Here is a 22,299-nt window from a genome sequence, read left to right on the forward strand (position 1 = left end):
CTTATCGCAACATATTGGCGGCGAATCGGATTCAAATCAGTATGTCGAGAAAGGGCAACTGCTTGGACAATGGCGCGATGGAAAGTTTTTTCGGCAGGCTGAAAACAGAATGTTTTTATGTGCGACAGTTTGATACGGTTGATGAAATTGAACAGGCGGTTCATCAATATATTCAGTATTACAATGCAGAACGAATTCAAGTAAGATTAAAAGGATTAAGTCCGATACAATATCGAACCCAATTCTTTCATTAAACAGTCCAACTTTTGGGGGTCAGATCATGTTGCACGGCTAACTCGCGATCTTTTTCCTGCTCACGTTTGACACACTGGCGTTCATAGGCTTTAAAGAACGGATAATAGATAAAAATATCCAGAATAATCAATCCGATACTTAAAACCGGCGCCCAAATATCGCCGCCGGAGACTAAATAAGCGCCGATCGGTGCCGGTGTTGTCCACGGTGCCATCAGATAGACCCGATGAATCAAGTCAAAATCCAAGATCAAATAGGCGATCACCGCATTTGCCATCGGGGCAAAAATCAGCGGGATAAAAAAGAGCGGATTGACTACCATCGGTACGCCGTAAACAATCGGCTCGCCGATAGAGAAGAAAGACGGAACCAGCCCGATTTTGCCGATTGAACGCAAATGCACCGAGCGGCTGCGAACCAGTAAAAATGCCAGCGCAATCACCCCGCCGGAAGCACCGTGTACGATATAAAAATCCCAAAATGAGTTGGTGACAATAAAAGGAAGTGGTTCACCCGCTTGTAACGCCGCCAAATTGGCCGCCATATTTTGCAGCAGGAACGGGGTCCAAAGCTGCATTAATACGAGGGAGCCGTTAATGCCCAAGAACCACAGCAAGTGGGTGGCAAACACAAACAGCAGAATCGCCCCAAGCGAATCGCTGACTTTGATCAACGGCGCCATATAATCCATGATTAATTGCGGAATGGTGACACCCATCGCATGTTCAATATAAATCGAAAACGGGAAAATGGTGAGCAGCATGGCTAAAATCGGAATCACGATATTCAGCGATTCGGCGACCGCACTTGGCACTTCTTTCGGCAGACGGATACGGATATTCAAATATTCCAGTAAACGGGTGACTTCTACGGTGTAAATCGCAACGAAAATCGCAGAAAACAGCCCGATACCGCCGAAAAACTTGATGTCCATTGCGCCGTCTTTCACTGGTGCGGCGATCAGTAAAAACGTCATCACCGATAAAAACGCCGCCGGCAGCGGCTCCCGTTTATAGGCTTTGGCGAGGTTATAGGCAATGCTGGCAGAGGTAAATAAGGAAATGGCGTTAAACGACATTTGGAAAAATGCCCAGCCGTAATCGCTTGCCCAAGTGGAAAAACGCCACCAAGCGATGCCAAAACTATTGGTGGTGTTTTGATCAAAAGGCGGAATCAGTAAAATCATAATAAAACTGCCGACAATCAAGAACGGCAAAACCACGATAAAGCCGTCGCGGATAGCGGAAATATGCGGTTGTTTTTCCAACTTAAGTGCGGTCGGGGTGACGTATTTATCCATGTAACGGATCATTTTTTGGCTAAACTGGCTCATCACGCACCCCCCTATTCGCCGTTGATGGCTTTGAAGCATAACACCTGCCAAGCCGGTTGATAGTTGTGTACGGTAATTTCCACTTTATCGCCTTGCCGTTGTTGCGTGAATTGCACTGCCGGATTCAGGGCGCTGACTGTGGTGCTGCAAGGTAGGGAAAAACGGGTTTCACCGGTGCGGAGTCCGCTGACGAAGCAATATAGGTCGGCGTCTTTTTTAGTGAAATGAAAATCCAAATCGGCTTGACGGTAAGATTCGCGGCGGCTGCAACGGCTGGCATAAATTCCTTCGTCGTTCACTTCCAACCAATTGCCAAGTGCGGTCAGGCGTTCGACTTGTCCGTTTGGAATCGTGCCGTCGGCTTTCGGCCCGACGTTCAGTAATAAATTGCCATTGTTGGCGACCACTTCCACCAACAGCGCCACCAATTTCTCTACCGAAATCAAATCGTCATCGCTTTCGTTTTGGTTATACCCGAACGACAGTCCCAAGCCACGACACATTTCCCATTTCCGCTCACGAGAGGCTTCGCCGTGTTTATACTCTTTCGAAGTGAAATCGCACCACAAGCCATTCCAGCGATCATCGACCACGCCGTCTTCCACCTGGTTATAGTAGTGAGAAAACAGGCTGGGCAGCATATGTTCGCCCTGTTTCGGCCAACCGATATCGTTCCACAACACCGCAGGTTGATAGTGATCAATCAGTTCCAACACTTGATTAAAAGCGTAATCGGCGTAAGCATAAGTCGGGCTTGCGTTGGACATATTTTGGCTTTCGGTGAAAATCGGCGCACAGGAAAACGTCCAATCGATAACGCCGGAATAATAGGTTCCCATTTTTAAGCCGACCGCTTCGACCGCACTTTTCAAATCGCCCAGAATATCGCGTTTCGGGCCGTGATTCAGGCAGTGATAATCGGTGTAACGGCTTGGGAAAAGGCAGAAACCGTCATGGTGTTTGGTGGTCAACACCACATATTTTGCCCCTGCTTGTTTAAATAATTGCGCCCATTCCGCCGGCTGCCACTTTTCGGCTTTCCAAAGCGGCAGAAAATCACGATAGCTGAAATCTTTGCCGTAAGTTTGGATATGATGCTGATAAGTCGGGCCTTGCTTGACGTTAATCGAATTAAAATACCATTCTGCGTAAGGATTATTACAAAACCACTGTTCATCAATTTCAACTTCACCCAATTCCCAAGTCAAGGGCGCAAACGCCGGCACGGAATAAATTCCCCAATGGATAAAAATACCGAATTTATAATCATCGTACCAATCCGGCAGCGGATGTGTTTTTACAGATTCCCAAGTTGCAGAATAGGTTTTTTTCATAATAATTCCTCACTGTAATATTATTAAACTTATAACGAATTCATATGGATATGCAGCCTTTAAATATTCATGCCAATACGCGCGAGCTATCAAGCCGATTCCGTCAAGCTGTCGTTAATATGAAATCAAGATTTCAAAATATGATCAAATAGAAATATTGTTTTGCTTGATTGGAGTGATTTTTTGTGACTGCTATCACTGAAATGTGTGGGAAAACGGTGTAAGGATTAGATTGCCGATGCCCGAATCGGCTTCTGATTTGGAAAAAACAGGCATCGAAATTGACCGAATATGCTATTTGATTAACTCGTATTGAATAACAAAAAGTGCGGTTTCATGCGGATAAATTTCCCGAATAACGTTTTTCAGCTGCGCCAATGTCATATTTTCCTGCGAAGCGTGCCGCTCATTTAACGCTGCAAAAGCGATCGGCGTGACCGATAAAATCCGGATTTTAGCAAACCAACGCTGGCTTTCATAAGTGAATACGTCAACCACACTCTGTGGCTGATAGTGGCTTTCGCTGCGATCACGAATGGTAATCGTCTTACTGCCGTTGAGAATATCTTGTTCAAAGCGTTGGAAAAAGGTGATTTGGGTTGCGAGCATCTTGGGTTCCTTGTGAGACAACCGGTATATTTTATGCGTAATGTTGCTGAAATACAAAAAAACAAGCTAGCAATCCCTCAGTTAAACCCACACTTTGTGATTATTTAAAATCAAAAAGATTATAAATAATCACAAAGTGTGATCTATCCCAAAGTTTTTCCATTTATTTATCTATATAATTTTCAGCATTCGAGGGAAACAACGGGATAGCGATAACGATGAAAATGCTTGTCATTGCCGATGACTTTACCGGAGCCAATGATACCGGCGTTCAATTTTGCAAAAAGAATGCGGTTGTAGATGTAGTGCTTGATTGGCGCCGCCAAAATAGCAGCCGGGCCGATATTATCGTCATCAATACCGATTCTAGAGCCATGTCCGTCAATGCCGCCGCCGACCGGATAAACAATATTCTCTCAAGCTACGACATTACCGATTTAACGATTTACAAAAAAATCGACTCTACCTTGCGGGGAAATGTCGGGGCTGAAATCGAAGCGTTATTAGTCGCAAGCAAACGGAATATTGCTTTTTTATGCCCGGCGCTACCAAGTATGGGCAGAACGGTACATAACGGCATTTGCTATGTCGACGAAGTCCCGATTTTGCAGACCGAGTATGCGACCGATCCGAAAACACCGATTATTTCATCGAATGTGCGTGATATTCTGGCGAGCCAAACCGCACTTCCGATTATTGAAATTGATCTGGAAACCTTAAGAAACCAGGTTTTCGATCAAATTACCAAGCAAATGGTTGCACAATATCCAAGGTGTATTTTTTCTTGCGATGCGCAGGAAGAACAGGATTTATTGCGTATTGCCGAACAAATTAAACGTCTTGAAGAACCTTGCATTATCGCCGGCTCTGCCGGTTTGGCCGGTGCATTGGCCGAGACTTTTTGCCAAGCGCCGAGACTTGATTATCCTCTATTATTTGTCGTTGCCTCAATGAGCGAAACCAGTCAACAACAAACAAAACACCTGCTTGAACAACATTTGGCCGTTTCGGTTGAGGTTAATATCGCATCCTTGCTGACCGATGAGTATTATCCGAATCAATTGATCGAACATTTAACGGAACAACTGACACGCCGACAACACGTTTTGTTCAAAACCGACAGCAGCCAACAAGCGCGACAAGGTATCAACGCGTTATGCAAACAACTGACGTTAACCAGGCCACAATTGGGTGAGCGAATTTGCTCACTGTTATCCGACATAGTAAACACCACGTTACAACGAATCGACTACCGCCTTGCCGGCTTGGTTCTCACCGGCGGCGATATTGCGATTGGCGTGGCGCAAGCGTTGCAAGCGGAACACTACCGTATCGCTGGCGAAGTTGAAAACGGAGTCCCTTTCGGCTATTTACCGCATACCGCACTGCAAGATATCCCAATCATCACCAAAGCCGGGGGATTCGGTTCCCCGGACGTTTTTAAAAAAGTCATTCATTTTATTAGGAATACAGCAAATAAGGAGCGTTAAATGAAACCAGTATTAGGCATTACGATGGGAGACGCGGCAGGCATCGGACCTGAAGTGATCATTAAAGCCTTGGAAGATGAAAGAATCTATGAATTGGCTCGTCCGGTTGTGATCGGCGACAAAAAAATCATGCAAAGAGCCTTACCGATTGTTCACTCAACATTAAAACTGCGCGTGATTGAGCAGATTGAAGACGCCAAAAGTGAATTCGGCACCATTGATATGCTTGATTTGGATAATTTGCCGGCGGATTTGCCGTTCGCCCAAGTTGATGCCCGCGCCGGAAAAGCGGCTTACGAGTATGTCGAAAGAGCGGTTGAATATGCGATGCAAGGCAAAATCCATGCGATTGTCACTGCGCCGCTTAATAAAGAAGCGTTACACGCCGGCGGCAAACTCTTTCCCGGTCATACTGAAATTTTGGCTCATCTTAGCAATACTAAAGATTTCTCCATGTTATTAGCCAGCGAGAAACTGAATGTGATTCACGTCACCACCCATATCCAACTGCGCCAAGCCTGTGATTTGGTGAAAAAAGAGCGCGTGCTGAAAGTTATCCATCTTGCCGATGAAAATATCAAAATGCTCGGTTTCAAACAGCCGAGAATTGCCGTTGCCGGCTTGAATCCGCATGCCGGTGAAAACGGCATGTTTGGCGACGAAGATGAAAAAGAGATTTTGCCGGCAATTAAAACAGCACAAGCGCAAGGTATGAATGTTGTCGGTCCAATTCCGCCTGATACGGTATTTCACCGTGCGGCAAATTTAGATGAATTCGATATTGTGGTGGTGATGTATCACGATCAAGGCCACATTCCACTTAAATTATTAGGCTTTGACAGCGGCGTGAATGTCACGGTCGGCTTACCTTTTATCCGCACTTCGGTTGACCACGGCACCGCCTTCCCGATTGCCGGTCAAGGCATCGCCGATAGCCGTAGCATGACTGAAGCACTCTACTTAGGCGCGAAAATGGCCAATGTGAAATATGCTCAATAAAATCAATCTATTTTTAATCAAATGAGGAAATTGTTATGTTTAAACCAGAAGGCATCATCGCTCCCGTTTTAACCAGTTTAGATGAAAACGAAAAATTTAATCCGGGTGCTTATAAAGAATTTATTGAATATCTGATCAACGCCGGAATTCACGGGATCTTTCCGTTAGGTACCAACGGTGAATTTTATGCCTTTAACCAGCAAGAAAAACTGGAAGTGATCAAAACCGCAATTGAAGCGGTGAACGGTCGGGTGCCGGTTTATGTCGGCACCGGTTGCGTCACCACCAAAGAAACGATCGAATTTTCCAAACAAGTAATGGATTTAGGTGTCGATGTCCTTTCCATTATTTCGCCTTACTTTGTCTCGGTTTCACAAGATGACCTATATCGTCATTTTAGCACTATTGCGAAAAACGTGGCGGCGCCGATTCTGCTGTATAACATTCCGGCGCGCACCGGCAACAATATCGACTATAAAACCCTAAAAAAACTGGCTGAGTTTGACAACATCATTGGGATCAAAGACAGCAGCGGTAACTTTGATAATTCCTTGAAATACATTGAAAATACCGATCCGCGCTTAAGCGTGATGGCGGGAAATGATTCCTTGATTCTGTGGACGTTATTGGCCGGCGGCACCGGTGCAATCAGCGGCTGTTCCAATGTCTTCCCTGAGCTGATGGTTGAAATCTATGAGTATTGGAAACAGGGTGATTTCGACAAAGCTAACGCTTCACAGAAAAAAATCCGTGATTTTCGTAATGTGATGCAAATGGGCAATCCGAACTCAGTGGTGAAACGTGCGGCGCAACTGCGCGGGCATAATGTCGGTCCGGCACGGGAACCGTCAAACTGCGCAAATCCGACTATTGATCAAGCGCTGCAAGCCGTCTTTAAACTGTATGAGTAATGAGGAAAACACAATGAAAAAAGTCGTTATTTCCCATCGCTTACACGATGACGGCATGGCAGTTTTAGAGCAAGCGAATACAAAAATTGCGATTACTAATGATGGCTCTCCGGCGGCGATGCTGCCGGAGTTACTCGATGCCGACGGTTTGATTATCCGGATTGGTTCGATTGATCGTCAAACCATGCTGCAAGCAAAGAATTTAAAAGTCATCGGCAGACCCGGCGTCGGGGTCGATGATGTTGATGTTAAAACCGCAACCGAGCTGGGAATTCCTGTTGTGATAGCGCCGGGTGCCAACACCCGTTCCGTAGCGGAACACGCTTTTGCCCTGATGTTTGCCTGTGCAAAGGATTTGCTCCGCTCCGATAAAGAGATGCGCAAAGGTAACTTTGCTATTCGCAGCAGCTACAAAGCCTATGAACTGAATGGCAAAACATTGGCACTGATTGGCTATGGTCGGATTGGCTCAATTCTGGCACAGATGTCGAGCGCAATCGGGATGCAAGTCAAAGTCTATGATCCGTTTGTAAGCCGGGAAACGATTGAAAAAGAGGGTTACATCTATTGTTCGCAGTTAGATGAAGCGATTAAACAATCTCACGTCATTTCCATTCATGTACCGCTCACACCCGAAACACGCAACTTAATCGGCGCACAAGAGATCGGTTGGATGTCGGCGAATACGATTCTGATCAATTGTGCCAGAGGCGAAGTGATTGACGAGGCTGCATTAACCGTTGCTTTGGAAAAAGGGCTTATCCATAGTGCAGGTTTGGATGTTTTTGCTTCCGAACCGGTAGATACCACCGCCCCGTTATTTGAATTGAATAATGTCACCGTTTCGCCACATATGGCAGGACAAACCAAAGAAGCGGCTTCCGGAGTGGCAACCATGGCAGCTGAAGGCGTGCTCGCGGTAATCAATGGTGAGCGTTGGGAAAACGTTTGTAATCCGGAAGCGTATAACCATCCGAGATGGAACAAATAAACAACAAGGAAACAACAAGATGTCAGGTATTTATTCTTTATTTAATCCAAGCAAAGTCATCGGCGGCGCAGGTTCTATCACACAAATCGCCGACGTCGCCCAAGGCTATAACGCAAAAAATGTGGTGCTTATTACCGATGCCGGTGTATTTAAAGCCGGTTTAACCACCAAGCCGCAACAGATTTTAGCGCAAGCCGGCATTGCCGTGCATATTATCAGCGATGTGCCGCCGGAACCACCGTTGGAAGCGGTAAATCACATTTTCAATGAAGCGGTGAAATTCAATGCGGATATGGTGATCGGTATTGGCGGCGGCAGTGCGATGGATACGGCAAAACTTGTCGCATTAATGCTACATAATCAAGATATTTCGTTAAAAGAAGTGACCTCCGGTCAAAAGAAATTTGTCCAACCTAGTCTGCCAACCTTAATGGTGCCGACGACCTCGGGCACCGGTTCCGAAGCGACCCAAAATTCGATTGTGTTAGATACGGAACAGGAACTCAAAATCGGTATTGTCGATGAAAAATTGGTGGCGAGCAGTGTTATTTTAGATGCGGAACTGACGGTCGGCTTACCGAAAAGCATTACTGCCAACACGGGTATTGATGCGTTGTGTCATGCCATCGAATGCTATATCTCTAAAAAAGCCAGCCCGTTCAGTGATATGTTCGCGCTAAAAGCCGTTGAACTGATTACGCAAAATATCCGCACCGCTTTCAATGACGGAAAAAATATCATCGCGCGTGAAAATATGCTGCTAGGTTCGTTTTTAGGCGGTGCCTGTATCGCAACCTCCAGCACTGTGGCGGTGCATGCGCTTTCTTACCCGCTCGGCGGTAAATATCATATTCCACACGGACTATCCAATGCGATTTTATTAGCCGATGTGATGAAATTCAATCTACCGGTTTGTACCGAAAAATTTGCTAACGTTGCGCAAGCAATGGGCTTAGATGTGCAAGGTTGCACGCAGCAGCAAGCCGCCGAAAAAATGATTGACGAACTGTATGCGTTAATTCGCGATTTAGAGATTAAATGTGACCTAAGTGCGGTTGGAATTAACGAAGAAATTTTAGATGAATTGGTGGATTCGGCATTTAAAGTCAGACGCTTATTGGATAATAATCCGCGCGAAATGACTAAAGCGGATATTAAAACAATCTATCAAAAAATTATCTAGATAATATTTGTCATTCAATTCGTCGAGGTATATATGAAAAAGTATTTATCTGATAAAAATTTTATGGCAGGATTTATTTTCTTCTTCGTCTCACTGTTTTATTTAGCAAATGCCTTTTTGATTGAAACCAAAGGGCTAGTTAGCGTTGAAGCAGATTTTATGCCTAAAATTTACGGTTCCTTATTACTATTTTGCTCCTCAATCCTGTTAATTAATTCATTCCTAAAATTAAGAGTAAAAAATGAGGAGCATACAAAATCCGCAACCGATTGGAAAAGGATATTTGCCGTTCTGGGATTAATTTTTATTTATGTTCTTTTAATGCAATATCTAGGATTTATTTTAATCTCCATACCATTTTTGTTTTGCTTATCGTTAATTTTAACACCTGATTATGTAAAGAAAACCTATTGGATTTACGCCGTTTTTTCGGTGGTGTTACCAATCATTGCATACTTTATATTTAGCCACTATCTCAGCTTAACCATGCCATCTGGCATATTCTTCTAGGAGGATATATGGGTGAATTATTATTACAAGGTTTTGCATCCTTATTTACCACAACCGGCATAATCTGTATTCTCGGCGGCGTATTCATCGGCATCATTTTCGGTTCCGTACCGGGATTGTCTGCTACAATGGCGCTGGCATTATTTCTGCCGATTACCTATGCCATGGATCCGAATTACGCAATCGTGCTATTGATTGCTTTATATATCGGAGGCATTTCAGGCGGCTTGATTACCGCCATTCTGGCTGGTATTCCGGGCACGCCGTCATCTATCGCCACCACCTTTGACGGCTATCCCATGACCCAAAAAGGGCAAGCATTCAAAGCATTGGGTGTCGGGGTGACATTCTCATTTTTAGGCACAATCTTCTCTACCATCGTATTGGTCTTTTTATCACCCTATTTAGCTAAAATTGCGATTAAGTTTGGCGCCTATGAATATTTTGCAGTCGCGCTCTTTTCTTTGAGTATGTTAGTCGGCTTATCCGGCGATAATATTTGGAAAGGACTTATTTCCGGTTTAATGGGCTGTATGTTTGCAACCGTCGGAATGGATGCCATATCATCGGTTGCCAGATTTACGTTGGGATCAGAAGAAATTACTTATGGCTTTGATGTCTTGCCGGTCTTAATCGGCTTATTTGCGATTAATGAAATTATTTCGAAGGCCGATAGCGTTAAAACCGAACATAATAATATCGGTGTAATTAATGCGATCAAAATAGTAAAAGGGCTCGGCTTTTCCGTTAAAGAATTTTTCGGACAAACAAAAAACTTTATTGTTTCCTCTTCCTTAGGTACGGCGATTGGTATTTTACCGGGAATCGGCGGTGGTGCAGCCAATGTAATGGCCTATACCGTATCCAAATCAACCTCCAAATATCCGGAAAAATACGGTACTGGAATTATGGATGGTTTGGTGGCATCCGAATCCTCGAATAATGCAGCGATCGGCGGAGCGTTAGTACCTTTATTAGCACTGGGTATTCCAGGGGATACCGTAACAGCCATTTTACTTGGCGGACTCACCTTACACGGCATTATTCCCGGTCCATTGATGTTCACCGAACATGTCAGCACCGTTTATGTGATTTTCTCGGCAATGTTTGTCGGTGCGATCATCATGTTCTTAATGGAGTTCTATGGATTGCGTATTTTCACCAAGATCCTGGCTATTCCAAAACATTTTTTATTACCGGCAATTTTCTTATTCTGTATCATCGGGGCATTCGGTGTAAGAAATAATTTCTTTGATGTCTGGGCAACTGTTTTATTCGGCGTGATTGGATTTATTTTCTTCAAATTAAAAATTCCTGCGGCACCCTTTATTTTAGGTTTCATTATCGGACCACTTGCCGAAGTGAATCTAAGACGTGGATTGATGTTCTCTCGCGGGGATTTTACAGAGTTTTTTAGAGCACCAATTGCATTAACTTTTTTCATCATGACTGCCATCGTTATTCTTTTTGCAGTCAGATCACAACTGAAAAGAAAGCATATTAATTAATAATCCAAGGAGATTTATTATGAAAAAAATAGCAAGTTTATTTATGGCGACTGCTTTAACTATATTTATTGCCGGATGTGACAATAATTCAAAAAATGCAGACGCATCAAAAAGCGCTGATATTTGGCCAAATAAAAATATCACTATTATCGTGCCTTTTAATGCCGGTGGTGATACCGATTTTCACGCTCGTAACTTATCCAGCCATTTAGAGAAAGAGTTGGGCGTCACCGTTATCGTTAATAATGTTTCCGGCGCAAATGGTAATGCCGGTATGCGACAAGTCATCAATGCCAAACCAGATGGCTATACCGCATTATTTTTTCATGAGTCAATGCTAACCAATAAAGTAGTTGGATTAGCTAACCAAGCACATGAAGCGCTGTCTCCGATAGCGGCTACTATTGTTGATGATTCATATGTTATTGCCGTTAATGCAAACAGCAATATGAAAAATTTGGATGATTTGGTTGCCGAAGCCAAAAAAAGGCCGGGTGAGCTAATTTATGCCTCTTCCGTTGGTGGATATTCATATTATCTAGGCAGAGTGTTTGAACAATTAGCAGGTGTTGACTTCAATATTGTTGATGCCGGTGGCGGTACGGATAGAAATGCGGCTTTACTGGCAGGTAAAATTGACATTAACGTGAATCCTTATGGTGTAATGAAGTCCTATTTTGACTCCGGTGATTTTATCCCTCTGGCAGTGATTAATGAAAATCGTAACAAGCTATTCCCCGATGTTCTTACCGCCAAAGAACAAGGATATGACTGGCTAGCGGAAAGATACTACTTTTTAAGTTTTCCAAAAGGTGCGGATAATGAAATCGTAACCAAAATGGCAGCGGCAATTAAGAAAGTAACCGAGCAACCGGATTTCCAGAAAAAAACCGAAGATGCGTATAGTGTGTCACCGACATTTGTCGGCACACAAGATCTGATTAAACATTTAGACAGCACACTTCAGACATTTGAAGAGAATAAAGATCTCGTTAATAATTAATTCTGTAACCAAAATATAAAAATCGTTCACTGTTATCGTGAGCGATTTTTATCTTGATTTAAAATATTCTTAAATACATTAATGTTAAAATGTTGTACAGTAATATTCAATAATATAAACCGCAAAATTATAGAAACTTATGCCAAAAGAAAGAGCAGAAAAAATAATATTATTTCTTAAAAATCATAATATTGCGACTGTAGAGCAACTGGTCAAAGTCACAGATTCTTCCCCGGCAACGATTCGTCGCGATCTGATTAAACTCAGTGAAGAAGGGACGATTCTCCGTACACACGGCGGCGTTAGCCTGAATCAATTCATTCCTTTCCAGCCGACAACCCACGAAAAACTCGCCAAACAAATTTTGGAAAAAGAAAGAATTGCCGAATATGCCATGTCACTGATTTCTCCCGGTGACTCTATCGTGTTGGATGCCGGCACCACAACCCTTTGTATCGCCAAGAAAATTGCCCATATGCCGCTGCGGGTGGTGACTACCGACTTACACATTGCCCTGCTCTTATCGGAATACAAACAAATCGAAATTATTGTAACCGGCGGCAGAGTGGATGGTAGCAGTCAATCTTGTATCGGTAACTATGGCCAGGAGAGTTTACAGAAAATTTATCCGGATCTTGCTTTTGTCAGCTGTAATTCTTGGAGTATGGAAAAAGGCATTACTGCGCCAACGGAGGAGAAAGCATTTTTGAAAAAATGTTTGGTTCAAAATGCCAAACGCAAGGTGCTGGTTGCTGATAGCAGCAAATATGGGAAATATTCCTTTTTTTGCGCCAGCCATTTAAATGAACTCACCGATATTGTCACCGATAGTCATCTCAGTACGCTACAACAGCAAGAAATGCAAAATAGAAACTTTAATTTGGTTATGGCCTGATTGAAACGGATACCCATCAGTATCCGTTTTTCTCTACGGTTTCTTCAATTGTTTCTTCAATCAAAACGCAATTTTATACACCTCTAAAATCAATTCAGGGGTGCATTCTCTCGGGTTGCCGCCAGTGCAAACGTCGTTGAAGGCGTCGATGGAAAGTGCGGTCAGGTCAGCTTCCCGTACGCCGATTTCAGATAGTTTTTGCGGAATGCCGACGTCTTTTGACAGTTGTTTCACGGCGTTGATGGCGGCAATGCGATATTCGCTTTGGTTCATACTATCCACATTTTCCACGCCCATCGCTCGGGCGATTTCGCGGTATTTCTCGCCGCTGTAATCTTGATTGAACTCCATGACATAAGGTAGTAGAACCGCGTTGGCAATGCCGTGCGGGGTGTCGTAGTAGGCAGAGAGCGGGTGCGCCATGCCGTGCACCACGCCCAAGCCGACATTGGAAAAGCCCATGCCGGCGACATATTGCCCCAGCGCCATGCCCTCACGGCCTTGCGCTTCGTTGTTGACCGCACTTCGCAGCGAGTTGGCGATTTTCCCGTAGCAGCTTCTTTTATGCTCTGAAGCGAGATAATACAAAGGATGTAGCATGTTGCGAGAAAATCAGTTCTATCTTTCACGAACATCGGGGAAGGTATGGTTATCGTCGAATAACGGCAGTATTAAACGTGAGCGGTTATTGTATCAACCACAAGAAAGTACAATAACTTGATTTAAAAGGCAAATGTAAACCGAGGAAATACTGCTCTTACCGTAGTGAAGTGGGAAATATCGCCCCAAATCGACTTAAGCGTAACTTTACCGCAACGGCGTTAAACGAGAAATGGCTTACTGACGTGACGGAGTTTAAATGCGACGAAGGGAAGCTTTATCTTTCCCCATTAAAGATGTGTTTAACAACGAAATTATCAGCTATGACCTCAGTCGCAGCCCGAACTTCTACAATTAAGAACTGAGTCCGGTACAATACCGAAATCAGTTCTGTTATTAGTGTCTAACTTTTTGGGGGCAGATCACATCCAGACATACCCTTTCTATTAATAAACTCAGTATATCTAATTATCCTAACTTATATGCAATTTCATTCCAACGTAATTCATTTTTTAGTTGTGATATTTCCGTTTTTTGATTGATATGAATAAATTCAATATTAAAAAACTCAGCAAACATTCGTAACATCTCAGCGTCAATATCCAAGCTAAATGCGCTATGATGTGCACCACCAGCAATAACCCAAGCTTGGGTACCTACATCAAAATTTGGCAGTAGCTTCCAAAATACATGCCCAACCGGTAAATTAGGCATGTTTTGAGGAGTAGCAACGGCTTCAAGATCAGCCACAATCATACGAAAACGATTTCCCATATCAACAATTGTGGCATTAACAGCAGGACCTGATTTTGCATCAAAAATTAAACGAACAGGATCTGCCTTTCCACCAATGGATAATGGTTTGACATCAAGACGAATATTTTCTTGCTTATCGGCGATAGATGGACACACCTCTAGCATGTGAGCACCTAAAACAACTTCATTTTGTTCACTAAAATCATAAGTGTAGTCTTCCATAAAAGAAGAACCGTTTTTTAGACCATACCCCATAACTTTAACAGCTCTAACCAAAGCTGCTGTTTTCCAGTCTCCTTCACCACCAAAACCATATCCTTGTTGCATTAAACGCTGTACAGCTAAACCAGGCAATTGGTTTATTCCATGCAGGTTTTCAAATGTATCCGTAAAAGCTTTGAAGCCACCTTGGTCTAAAAATGCTTTTAATCCTAGCTCTATTCGTGCACCTTCGATTAACTGCGTTCTATATTTTCCATTTTCTTTTAAAGAATCCTCAATTCGATAAATATCCTCATATTTCTTGACTAACTGTTCGATCTCTTCAGTATTAACAGCGTTTATTGTCTCCGCAAGTTGATAAACGCCAAACCCATTCACGCTATAACCAAATTTAATTTGGGCTTCAACTTTATCCCCTTCCGTTACAGCAACATGGCGCATATTATCACCAAATCTCGCAATTTTGAGATGTTGCTGATCATAAATTGCTGTAATAACACGCATCCAACGATCTATCTTTTGATGTACTTCAGAGGATTTCCAATGACCGACAACTATCGTTCTAGGCAAGCGTAACCGAGCGCCGAGAAAACCAAATTCACGATCACCATGAGCCGTTTGATGAAGGTTCATATAATCCATGTCAATATCATCCCATGGAATATTCTTATTAAATTGTGTATGAAATTGCAATAATGGTTTTGTAAGTTGCGATAAACCGCCAATCCACATTTTTGCAGGAGAAAATGTATGCATCCAAGCAATTAGACCTACACATTGTTCTTGGTTGCTTGCTTCCCGACAGATAGATAAAATATTCTCTGGAGTCGTAGCTAATGCTTTCAATTTAATATTGAGAAACGGATTTTGTTGATTTAAATATTCTGTAATTGTGAAGGCGTTTTTTTCAACTTGCCGTAAAGCTTTTTCTCCATATAAATGTTGGCTTCCAATAACAAACCAGACTTCTAATTTTTTAATAAAATCCATAATATTATCCTTTGTTAATTTGAGTAAATATATATTATTAATCTTAGGCATTAAGTTTTATTGCTTCTCTCACAATAGGTATGCCCTTCTTATAGGTAAGCATAAATTTTTCGTAACCTTCGCTCATAGAATATTCGGGTTCACTTAGTGATATCTCTACATTACTAAAAATGTTTTCTAAATATTGTTCTAAAGACTGATTAAGCTGAAATTTCTCGAGATAATTTGCTAATAAGGCAATTCCCCATGCACCGCCTTCACTTGCCGTCTCCATTACAGCAACCGGAGTGTTTATTGCTGAAGCAAGAATTTTGGAAACAACATTTTTAGTCTTAAAAATACCACCGTGCGCTAGTACATGACTAACCTTTATTTTTTCTTGTTTCATTAAGATATCCATTCCTAACTTCATCGCACCAAATGCAGTATAAAGATGAATGCGTATAAAATTAGCAAGATTAAAATTTGTATTGACGGGATGTATAAATATTGGACATCCCATAGATAAACCAATATTATGCTCGCCTGAATAAAAGCCATATGCAAGCAAACCACCGCAATCGACTTCTCCTTTTTCTAACGCATGAATGAATAATTTTTCATATATCTGATTGGGATCATACTTAGCTCCAAATACTTCTAGAGTCTCACCAAACAATTTTATCCAAGCATTAATATCCGAAGTACAATTATTGGCATGAGCCATTGCAACCAACTTTCCAGTGGGCGTTGTAATCATATCTAATTCTGCATACGCTTTTGATAGCTCTTTCTCCAAAACAACCATTGCAAAAGCTGATGTACCTGCGGAAATATTTCCCGTATTTTCTTTAATACTATTAGTTGCGACCATTCCTGTCCCCGCATCACCTTCAGGAGGACACATATTAATACCGGCTTGTAATGCTCCCGTGGGATCAAGTAATTTAGCACCCTTTTCCGTTAATTTCCCAGCATTTTGCCCTGCAATAAGTATTTGAGGTAATATTTTTTCGATAGACCAGCAATAATTTTTATTTTTTATCAATTGATTAAAACTCTGCAACATCGAAACATTATAAGATTTAGATTGGATATCAATCGGGAACATCCCTGATGCCTCACCAATACCAAGTACTTTCTTTCCGGTTAGACACCAATGAATATAACCAGCTAATGTAGTAATATAATCAATTTGATCTACATGCTCTTCTTGATTAAGAATTGCCTGATATAAATGTGCTATACTCCAACGCTGAGGGATATTATAGTTAAATAATTGAGTTAACTCTTTTGCAGCTATAGATGTGGTATTGTTTCGCCATGTGCGAAAAGGGACTAATTGATTTTTATATCTATCGAAAGGCATATATCCATGCATCATTCCACTAATACCAATTCCAATAGCTCTTCTTACAACAGTATTATATTTTTCTTTGACAGAATTCATTAAGTCTTTGTATGAATTTTGTAATTCTATCCATATATCATTTTGATTATAAGTCCAGATATCATTAATTAATTGATTTTCCCAATCTGCCTCGCCAATAGCTAAAATATGCCCTCTATTATCAATTAATATTGCTTTAATACGAGTCGATCCCAATTCTATTCCTATCGAAACATTACCGCTATCAATCATATTTTTTATAGTATTCATTTTTATTATTCCTCAGCCATCAATAAATCTATAAGGATAATATTAATCACAACAAAAAATTTATGTTAGCGTATAAAATGCTATTTATATGGATAAAAAAGCTATCGAATGCAATGTGAGACATAGATCAAAACAAACAATCGTAAAAGATTAATTTATTGATATAGATTAATTTATTTATATTGAGTTACGATAATCAGAAGGGCTTAATCCTGTATACCGCTTAAAAATACGAGAAAAATACAGCTGATCATCATAGCCTAATTGTCTAGCAATGTAATAGATTGGCGCACCTGATGTATGTAGTAAATGTTTAGCTTTAATCATTCTCTGCTCTTCACGCCACTTTACAATGCTAGAGCCAATCTGTTCGGCAAAGAGATGTGTTAAACGTGATGGAGACATATGTATATGATTCGCTATATCACAAATTTTATGATTTTCCCTAATATTATCAGAAATAAAATGGCAGGCTTCAAGAATACGAGGATCTAACATACGCTGTTTATTTGAAGGATCTAATTCAATACAAGTAATTAATAGCTGTTCTAAAAGACACATAGACATCGCTTCAGAAAAATTTTTACCTGATCGATATTCTTCTTCAATTTTTTTAAACAATGTGAGAATTTTCTCATAAATAAACAAATCAGGAATTTGTAAGCGCCCAACTCCGTTTGTTATATGGCTCCATTGTAACCAGTCTCGCCAAAATGCTCTTGGACGAAAATAGATCCATTGATGATGCCAGCAATCTGCTTGTGCCGAACGTTGGTAATAGTGGACAGCACTAGGAGGAAACAGCAGGAGATCTCCCACGTTGCAAGTAAACCGGGCTTTTCCTTCAAAAACACATCCTTGTCCTTTGGTTGTTAAATTAATGATATAACCATTCATTCCGTTTGGACGATTAACGGCAAAATCAACCTCATTGCCTCGCTCGATTGGTGTGCAGCCAGCAACTAAATAAGCGCCAAAGTTATACCCAGGAAATAATGGATTTTTCTGCTCGTTAATCTCACTTTTGAATGGCATAAGCACCTATCCAGTTATTTAATAATTTTTTGTTTATATCTATCAAAAATGACTGCAATTAACAAGATAAGTCCGCGCACTACATATTGTGCAAACGGTGAAATATTTAATAAATTCATTGCATTTTCAATCGTTCCCAAGATAAGAACCCCTGCAATAATGAAGGAAATTTTAGCTACACCACCATTCAATGATACTCCGCCAAGAACACAGGCTGAAATTGCAACCAATTCAAATCCTACAGAGGTCATAGGCTGCCCACTGGTCATTCTAGCTGCAAGAATAACTCCCGCTAATGCTGCAATAGCACCAGATAAAACAAAAATAATTAACTTGGTTCTGTCAACATTTATCCCAGCTAGCCGAGCAGCTTCTTCATTTCCACCAATCGCCAGTGTATTACGACCATATGTTGTTCTACTTAAAAGAAAACCAAAAATAGCAATACATACAACAGTAAACCAAATTGGCAAAGGAACGCCTAAAAAAGTTTGATAACCGATTTCAAAAAACTCTTCTTTCGTTATACCCACGGCTTTCCCATCAGAGATGATATAACCTAACCCCCTTGCAATTTGCATACTGGCTAACGTAGTAATTAGAGAGTTAATTTTTAATTTAGCAATAACAAACCCGTTAAGTAGCCCTATGAGGGCTCCCAAACCAATACCCGCTATAATACCGATAGTAATGCTTTGAGTCATATTGATAACAACCGCAGTCACTACTCCGGCACAAGCAATTACTGAGGCTACAGACAAATCAATTTCACCGGCAGCAAGACAAAAAAGCATTCCGCATGCAACCATTCCACTCATTGAAATGGCCAACCCTAATCCTTTCATATTGATTACGGTAGCAAAGTTAGGAATAAAAATACAAGCTGTAATAAAAATTACTGCAAAAATCAGTAGCATTCCATAAGCTGTCCAAATTTGATTAAATGCACTTCCTTTTTGTGATTTATCAGTGTTCATAATACTTATAGACATATAATATTCTCCTTATTCATCAAATTTAAATAGCCTTACTCTCAACCATGGCTAATTTCAAAATATTTTCTTCGGTAGCATTTTTACGCTCGACTATCCCCGTAATCTTTTGCGCTCTCATCACCATAATTCTATCTGCTAATCCAATAATTTCAGGTAAGTCACTAGAGACGACAATAATAGCTAATTTCTCATCGGCTAATTTGAAAATAAGGTCATAAATTTCAGATTTCGCACCAATATCAATTCCTCTAGTCGGTTCATCTAATAGTAAAACCTTGATATCTTCAGATAACCAACGCCCCAAAATAGCCTTCTGTTGATTTCCTCCTGAAAGATTAATTATTAACTGATTAATTGATGGCGTTTTTACATTCATTTTTATTCGCTGTTTCTCAGCATTTTGTTTTTCCCACTTATCGTTAATAATAAATTTCATAAAATTATGGGAGCGACGTGCACTAATATTAATATTTTCAGCAACACTAGCTGTAGAAATAATAGCTTCTTTTTTACGATCTTCTGGGCATAGGACAATTCCTTGCTCAATAGCTTGTTTTGGAGAGTGAATGGCTATAGAGTTACCATCTAATTCAATAGTACCGCTTTTAATCGGATCTGAACCAAAAATAATCTTTAATAGTTCTGAACGTCCTGCACCAACAAGACCAAACAATCCCAGTACCTCACCTGCTCTTACTTGCAAATCGAAACTACCTTGTAATTTTGTGCCTGAAAGTCCAGTGATACTTAAACGTGTGTCCCCTAACACTCGGGGTCTGTAATTATAAATGTCTCCTAAATTTCTTCCAACCATACTACGAACTAAAATATCATTATTAATTTGAGCTAAATCAGAGAATGTATCTACAAACATCCCATCTTTTAATACAGTAATCTCATCACTAATACGAAATATTTCTTCCATACGATGTGATACATATAGAATTACTTTCCCTTCACTTTTTAACTCATTAATGATTTTGAATAGTTTTTCAATTTCTGGTGCAGATAAACTACTGGTTGGCTCATCAAATGCAATTATTTTTGCACCTCTACTTAACGCTTTAGCAATTTCAATCATTTGCCACTGCCCAATAGAAAGTTCTTTTAATAGTGTTGATGGCGAAATATTTAAGTCTAATTTATTTAAATATTGTTGTGTTTGTTTTAGTAGCTCCCTTTGATTAATCACACCAAACGAATTCGGAATTTGTCCTAAACACAAATTCTCTGCTACTGTCATTTCAGGAACAATATTTAATTCCTGATAAATAATGGCTACTCCAGCAAGTAAAGCATCTTTAGTATTGCGAAAATGTACTGTTCGGCCACCAATATGTAGCTTCCCTTGAGTTGCTGTATAATTTCCACTCAATATTTTTAACAAGGTGGATTTACCCGCTCCATTTTCCCCCATTAAAGCATGTACTTTTCCTTCATAACATTTGAATGAAATACCTTGTAAAGCTTTAACACCAGGAAATTCTTTATGGATATTATCAAACTCTAAATATGGAATTGCCTGCATAAATCCTCCTTGTTAATATTAATAATTTTATCTTATAACCCTTTTTTAGCTAACTCTTCTCTGAAATTATCACGGGTTAATAATACCGCCTCGCCAATTGCTGTATATTTAGGAGGCTCCACGCCTTCTTTAATCCAGCGGTACAGCATTTCAACACTTTGATAACCATGCAAATCAGGGCTTGGCATTAAAGAACCATAAAAACCTGTCGGTTTGGATTTAGATAACTCATTAATCGCATCTACCCCGTTAATACCAATGCCGACAACATTTTCAGCTTTAAAACCTTGCCCTTCCGTAGCTCGTACGCCACCGAGTACAGTGTTGTCATTCATGCCAACAATTAGCCAGTTTTTCACTTCTGGATGTTGTACCAACATAGAATTAGCTGCATCCAATGCACCTGGAATATCATTACTTTTAGTTGGGGATTTATAAATTTTTTCAGTAGGAAAGCCATTTTGTATCAATGATTCAATGGAACCCTCTGTGCGTCTACGAGCTGTATCTAGTTCATCTGCGGTGATTGCCAATACAGCTGTATCTTTGATTTCCCAACCACGTTTCTGCATTTCTTTATACAATTCAGTCCCTTGCCTTTGTCCAATTTCAGTTGCAGCCATCATAATTAGAGGTACATTAGTCATAGGTTCGCCAGCTGCATTCAAAAATTGATCATCCACAGTAAAGACTTTCAAATCATAAGATCTGGCTTTCGCAATAATTGCTGGTCCTAATTTTGGATCAGGGGTGCAAATAACAAACCCTTTCGCGCCACTAGCTGCTAGATTGTCAATCGCATTTAAGGTTTTTTCACCATCTGGTGCGGCAATTTTGATGATTTCTACACCACCTAAATCTTGCGCAGCTTTATCTGCAAAACGCCATTCTGTCTGGAACCAAGGCTCTTCAGGTTGTTTAACTAAAAAACCTAACTTCATTGGAGAATCAGAGCTGGAATATGCTAGGTTTGAATGAATACCAGTTATGGCTAAAACAGATATTGCAACGATTGACTTTAGAAAATTTCTTTTATATATGTTCATTTTAAGTCCCTCTACAATTAAATATTTTTAATATTATCAAAATAATAAATCAATTTGACAATACGATTTTACTCCTTGAGCGAGCTCATATTAAAATGATTAGATATAAAAAATCTCGATCTAGCTCACACTATAAATTTATAGCCAAATAATCCATACATTTGACAAGTAAATCCTAATATTTGATTTCTATTTTTTACCTATCTACAGGGCAAGATCGCACTTTTCCTCAAAATATGATCTAATAAGCCTTTAATACGTTAAAATACAAGGTAACGTCATGGACTTATTCCGCTTTTTCGGTCAATTGGAAGACCCGCGTAAAGATATCAACCAAAAATATCCTTTTCTTGAAATCATTTTTCTGACCATGAGCGCCGTCATTTCCGGTGCGGAAGGTTGGACGGACATTAAACGGTTCGGGGAATATCATTTGGCGTGGTTGCGTCAATATTTACCTTTTGAGC

Annotated in this window: 20 protein-coding genes and 2 pseudogenes; 12 read left to right on the forward strand and 10 right to left on the reverse strand. The window is 40.7% G+C overall.

Annotated elements, in window-relative coordinates:
• Positions 1-254: IS3 family transposase (locus B8880_RS09520; RefSeq protein WP_143933422.1), on the forward strand; the 254-nt coding region annotated here is incomplete at its 5' end.
• Here B8880_RS09520 and B8880_RS09525 read toward each other — a convergent pair.
• The 3 genes from B8880_RS09525 to yqfB form a co-directional block, all read right to left on the reverse strand.
• The gene (locus B8880_RS09525) at positions 251-1,567 is read right to left on the reverse strand and encodes a PTS sugar transporter subunit IIC (RefSeq protein WP_418889032.1); all 1,317 of its coding nucleotides are present in this window, start codon (positions 1,565-1,567) and stop codon (positions 251-253) included. The genes B8880_RS09520 and B8880_RS09525 overlap by 4 nt on opposite strands.
• Before the next feature lie 32 nt (positions 1,568-1,599).
• On the reverse strand, positions 1,600-2,922 hold the full coding sequence (locus B8880_RS09530) for an alpha-L-fucosidase (protein WP_084257387.1): 1,323 nt from the start codon (positions 2,920-2,922) through the stop codon (positions 1,600-1,602).
• 294 nt (positions 2,923-3,216) lie between these two features.
• Positions 3,217-3,531 carry a N(4)-acetylcytidine aminohydrolase gene (gene yqfB / locus B8880_RS09535; protein WP_084257388.1) on the reverse strand — a complete coding sequence of 105 codons (315 nt, stop codon included), beginning with the start codon at positions 3,529-3,531 and terminating at the stop codon, positions 3,217-3,219.
• Positions 3,532-3,749: 218 nt separating this feature from the next.
• On the opposite strand from yqfB, the gene dtnK reads away from it, so the two are divergent.
• The 9 genes from dtnK (at position 3,750) to B8880_RS09580 (ending at position 13,021) form a co-directional block, all read left to right on the forward strand.
• Positions 3,750-5,021: a D-threonate kinase gene (gene dtnK / locus B8880_RS09540; protein WP_084257389.1), complete on the forward strand. Its 1,272-nt coding sequence runs from the start codon at positions 3,750-3,752 to the stop codon at positions 5,019-5,021.
• Positions 5,022-6,020 carry a 4-hydroxythreonine-4-phosphate dehydrogenase PdxA gene (pdxA, locus tag B8880_RS09545; protein WP_084257390.1) on the forward strand — a complete coding sequence of 333 codons (999 nt, stop codon included), beginning with the start codon at positions 5,022-5,024 and terminating at the stop codon, positions 6,018-6,020.
• Between the two features lie 35 nt (positions 6,021-6,055).
• Positions 6,056-6,931, forward strand: a complete 876-nt coding sequence (dapA, locus tag B8880_RS09550; RefSeq protein ID WP_084257391.1) for a 4-hydroxy-tetrahydrodipicolinate synthase — start codon at positions 6,056-6,058, stop codon at positions 6,929-6,931.
• 13 nt (positions 6,932-6,944) lie between these two features.
• Complete coding sequence (locus B8880_RS09555; RefSeq protein WP_084257392.1) at positions 6,945-7,922, forward strand: hydroxyacid dehydrogenase; 978 nt, start codon at positions 6,945-6,947, stop codon at positions 7,920-7,922.
• A gap of 19 nt (positions 7,923-7,941) precedes the next feature.
• Positions 7,942-9,105: an iron-containing alcohol dehydrogenase gene (locus B8880_RS09560; protein ID WP_084257393.1), complete on the forward strand. Its 1,164-nt coding sequence runs from the start codon at positions 7,942-7,944 to the stop codon at positions 9,103-9,105.
• A gap of 33 nt (positions 9,106-9,138) precedes the next feature.
• On the forward strand, positions 9,139-9,615 hold the full coding sequence (locus tag B8880_RS09565; protein ID WP_084257394.1) for a tripartite tricarboxylate transporter TctB family protein: 477 nt from the start codon (positions 9,139-9,141) through the stop codon (positions 9,613-9,615).
• A gap of 8 nt (positions 9,616-9,623) precedes the next feature.
• Positions 9,624-11,123, forward strand: a complete 1,500-nt coding sequence (locus B8880_RS09570) for a tripartite tricarboxylate transporter permease (protein ID WP_084257395.1) — start codon at positions 9,624-9,626, stop codon at positions 11,121-11,123.
• A 19-nt stretch (positions 11,124-11,142) separates the two neighbouring features.
• On the forward strand, positions 11,143-12,126 hold the full coding sequence (locus B8880_RS09575) for a tripartite tricarboxylate transporter substrate binding protein (RefSeq protein ID WP_084257396.1): 984 nt from the start codon (positions 11,143-11,145) through the stop codon (positions 12,124-12,126).
• Between the two features lie 139 nt (positions 12,127-12,265).
• A complete protein-coding gene (locus B8880_RS09580; RefSeq protein ID WP_084257397.1) occupies positions 12,266-13,021 on the forward strand; it encodes a DeoR/GlpR family DNA-binding transcription regulator in 756 nt (251 codons plus the stop codon).
• Positions 13,022-13,081: 60 nt separating this feature from the next.
• On the opposite strand, the pseudogene B8880_RS09585 reads toward B8880_RS09580, so the two are convergent.
• A pseudogene (locus B8880_RS09585) lies at positions 13,082-13,564 on the reverse strand (dehydroquinate synthase/iron-containing alcohol dehydrogenase family protein); the annotation flags it as partial.
• Between the two features lie 2 nt (positions 13,565-13,566).
• Here B8880_RS09585 and B8880_RS14670 point away from each other — a divergent pair.
• Positions 13,567-13,970, forward strand: a pseudogene (locus B8880_RS14670) (IS3 family transposase); the annotation flags it as partial.
• 119 nt (positions 13,971-14,089) lie between these two features.
• On the opposite strand, the gene araA reads toward B8880_RS14670, so the two are convergent.
• The 6 genes from araA to B8880_RS09620 form a co-directional block, all read right to left on the reverse strand.
• Positions 14,090-15,589, reverse strand: a complete 1,500-nt coding sequence (gene araA / locus B8880_RS09595) for an L-arabinose isomerase (protein ID WP_084257404.1) — start codon at positions 15,587-15,589, stop codon at positions 14,090-14,092.
• A 43-nt stretch (positions 15,590-15,632) separates the two neighbouring features.
• Positions 15,633-17,228: a xylulokinase gene (locus B8880_RS09600; protein ID WP_084257399.1), complete on the reverse strand. Its 1,596-nt coding sequence runs from the start codon at positions 17,226-17,228 to the stop codon at positions 15,633-15,635.
• A 177-nt stretch (positions 17,229-17,405) separates the two neighbouring features.
• The gene (gene araC / locus B8880_RS09605; RefSeq protein ID WP_084257400.1) at positions 17,406-18,263 is read right to left on the reverse strand and encodes an arabinose operon transcriptional regulator AraC; all 858 of its coding nucleotides are present in this window, start codon (positions 18,261-18,263) and stop codon (positions 17,406-17,408) included.
• Between the two features lie 14 nt (positions 18,264-18,277).
• Positions 18,278-19,255, reverse strand: coding sequence for an L-arabinose ABC transporter permease AraH (araH, locus tag B8880_RS09610; protein ID WP_115306311.1), 978 nt, complete (start codon positions 19,253-19,255; stop codon positions 18,278-18,280).
• Positions 19,256-19,280: 25 nt separating this feature from the next.
• Positions 19,281-20,786, reverse strand: a complete 1,506-nt coding sequence (gene araG / locus B8880_RS09615) for an L-arabinose ABC transporter ATP-binding protein AraG (RefSeq protein ID WP_084257401.1) — start codon at positions 20,784-20,786, stop codon at positions 19,281-19,283.
• A 32-nt stretch (positions 20,787-20,818) separates the two neighbouring features.
• A complete protein-coding gene (locus B8880_RS09620) occupies positions 20,819-21,832 on the reverse strand; it encodes an arabinose ABC transporter substrate-binding protein (RefSeq protein ID WP_084257402.1) in 1,014 nt (337 codons plus the stop codon).
• Positions 21,833-22,112: 280 nt separating this feature from the next.
• Between B8880_RS09620 and B8880_RS09625 the strand changes: the two genes are divergently transcribed.
• A partial coding sequence (locus B8880_RS09625; protein WP_143933428.1) for a transposase family protein occupies positions 22,113-22,299 on the forward strand: 187 nt, incomplete at its 3' end.

It is taken from the genome of Pasteurella testudinis DSM 23072 (assembly GCF_900176075.1).
GTDB classification, from domain to species: Bacteria; Pseudomonadota; Gammaproteobacteria; order Enterobacterales; family Pasteurellaceae; genus Chelonobacter; species Chelonobacter testudinis.

Coding starts and splice junctions, on each gene's coding strand:
- dapA (WP_084257391.1), top strand. CDS start 6,056: ATGTTTAAACCAGAAGGCATCATCGCTCCCGTTTTAACCAGTTTAGAT.
- yqfB (WP_084257388.1), bottom strand. CDS start 3,531: ATGCTCGCAACCCAAATCACCTTTTTCCAACGCTTTGAACAAGATATT.
- B8880_RS09565 (WP_084257394.1), top strand. CDS start 9,139: ATGAAAAAGTATTTATCTGATAAAAATTTTATGGCAGGATTTATTTTC.
- araA (WP_084257404.1), bottom strand. CDS start 15,589: ATGGATTTTATTAAAAAATTAGAAGTCTGGTTTGTTATTGGAAGCCAA.
- B8880_RS09530 (WP_084257387.1), bottom strand. CDS start 2,922: ATGAAAAAAACCTATTCTGCAACTTGGGAATCTGTAAAAACACATCCG.
- pdxA (WP_084257390.1), top strand. CDS start 5,022: ATGAAACCAGTATTAGGCATTACGATGGGAGACGCGGCAGGCATCGGA.
- B8880_RS09575 (WP_084257396.1), top strand. CDS start 11,143: ATGAAAAAAATAGCAAGTTTATTTATGGCGACTGCTTTAACTATATTT.
- B8880_RS09555 (WP_084257392.1), top strand. CDS start 6,945: ATGAAAAAAGTCGTTATTTCCCATCGCTTACACGATGACGGCATGGCA.
- B8880_RS09570 (WP_084257395.1), top strand. CDS start 9,624: ATGGGTGAATTATTATTACAAGGTTTTGCATCCTTATTTACCACAACC.
- B8880_RS09580 (WP_084257397.1), top strand. CDS start 12,266: ATGCCAAAAGAAAGAGCAGAAAAAATAATATTATTTCTTAAAAATCAT.
- araC (WP_084257400.1), bottom strand. CDS start 18,263: ATGCCATTCAAAAGTGAGATTAACGAGCAGAAAAATCCATTATTTCCT.
- araG (WP_084257401.1), bottom strand. CDS start 20,786: ATGCAGGCAATTCCATATTTAGAGTTTGATAATATCCATAAAGAATTT.
- dtnK (WP_084257389.1), top strand. CDS start 3,750: ATGAAAATGCTTGTCATTGCCGATGACTTTACCGGAGCCAATGATACC.
- araH (WP_115306311.1), bottom strand. CDS start 19,255: ATGTCTATAAGTATTATGAACACTGATAAATCACAAAAAGGAAGTGCA.
- B8880_RS09560 (WP_084257393.1), top strand. CDS start 7,942: ATGTCAGGTATTTATTCTTTATTTAATCCAAGCAAAGTCATCGGCGGC.
- B8880_RS09620 (WP_084257402.1), bottom strand. CDS start 21,832: ATGAACATATATAAAAGAAATTTTCTAAAGTCAATCGTTGCAATATCT.
- B8880_RS09525 (WP_418889032.1), bottom strand. CDS start 1,567: ATGATCCGTTACATGGATAAATACGTCACCCCGACCGCACTTAAGTTG.
- B8880_RS09600 (WP_084257399.1), bottom strand. CDS start 17,228: ATGAATACTATAAAAAATATGATTGATAGCGGTAATGTTTCGATAGGA.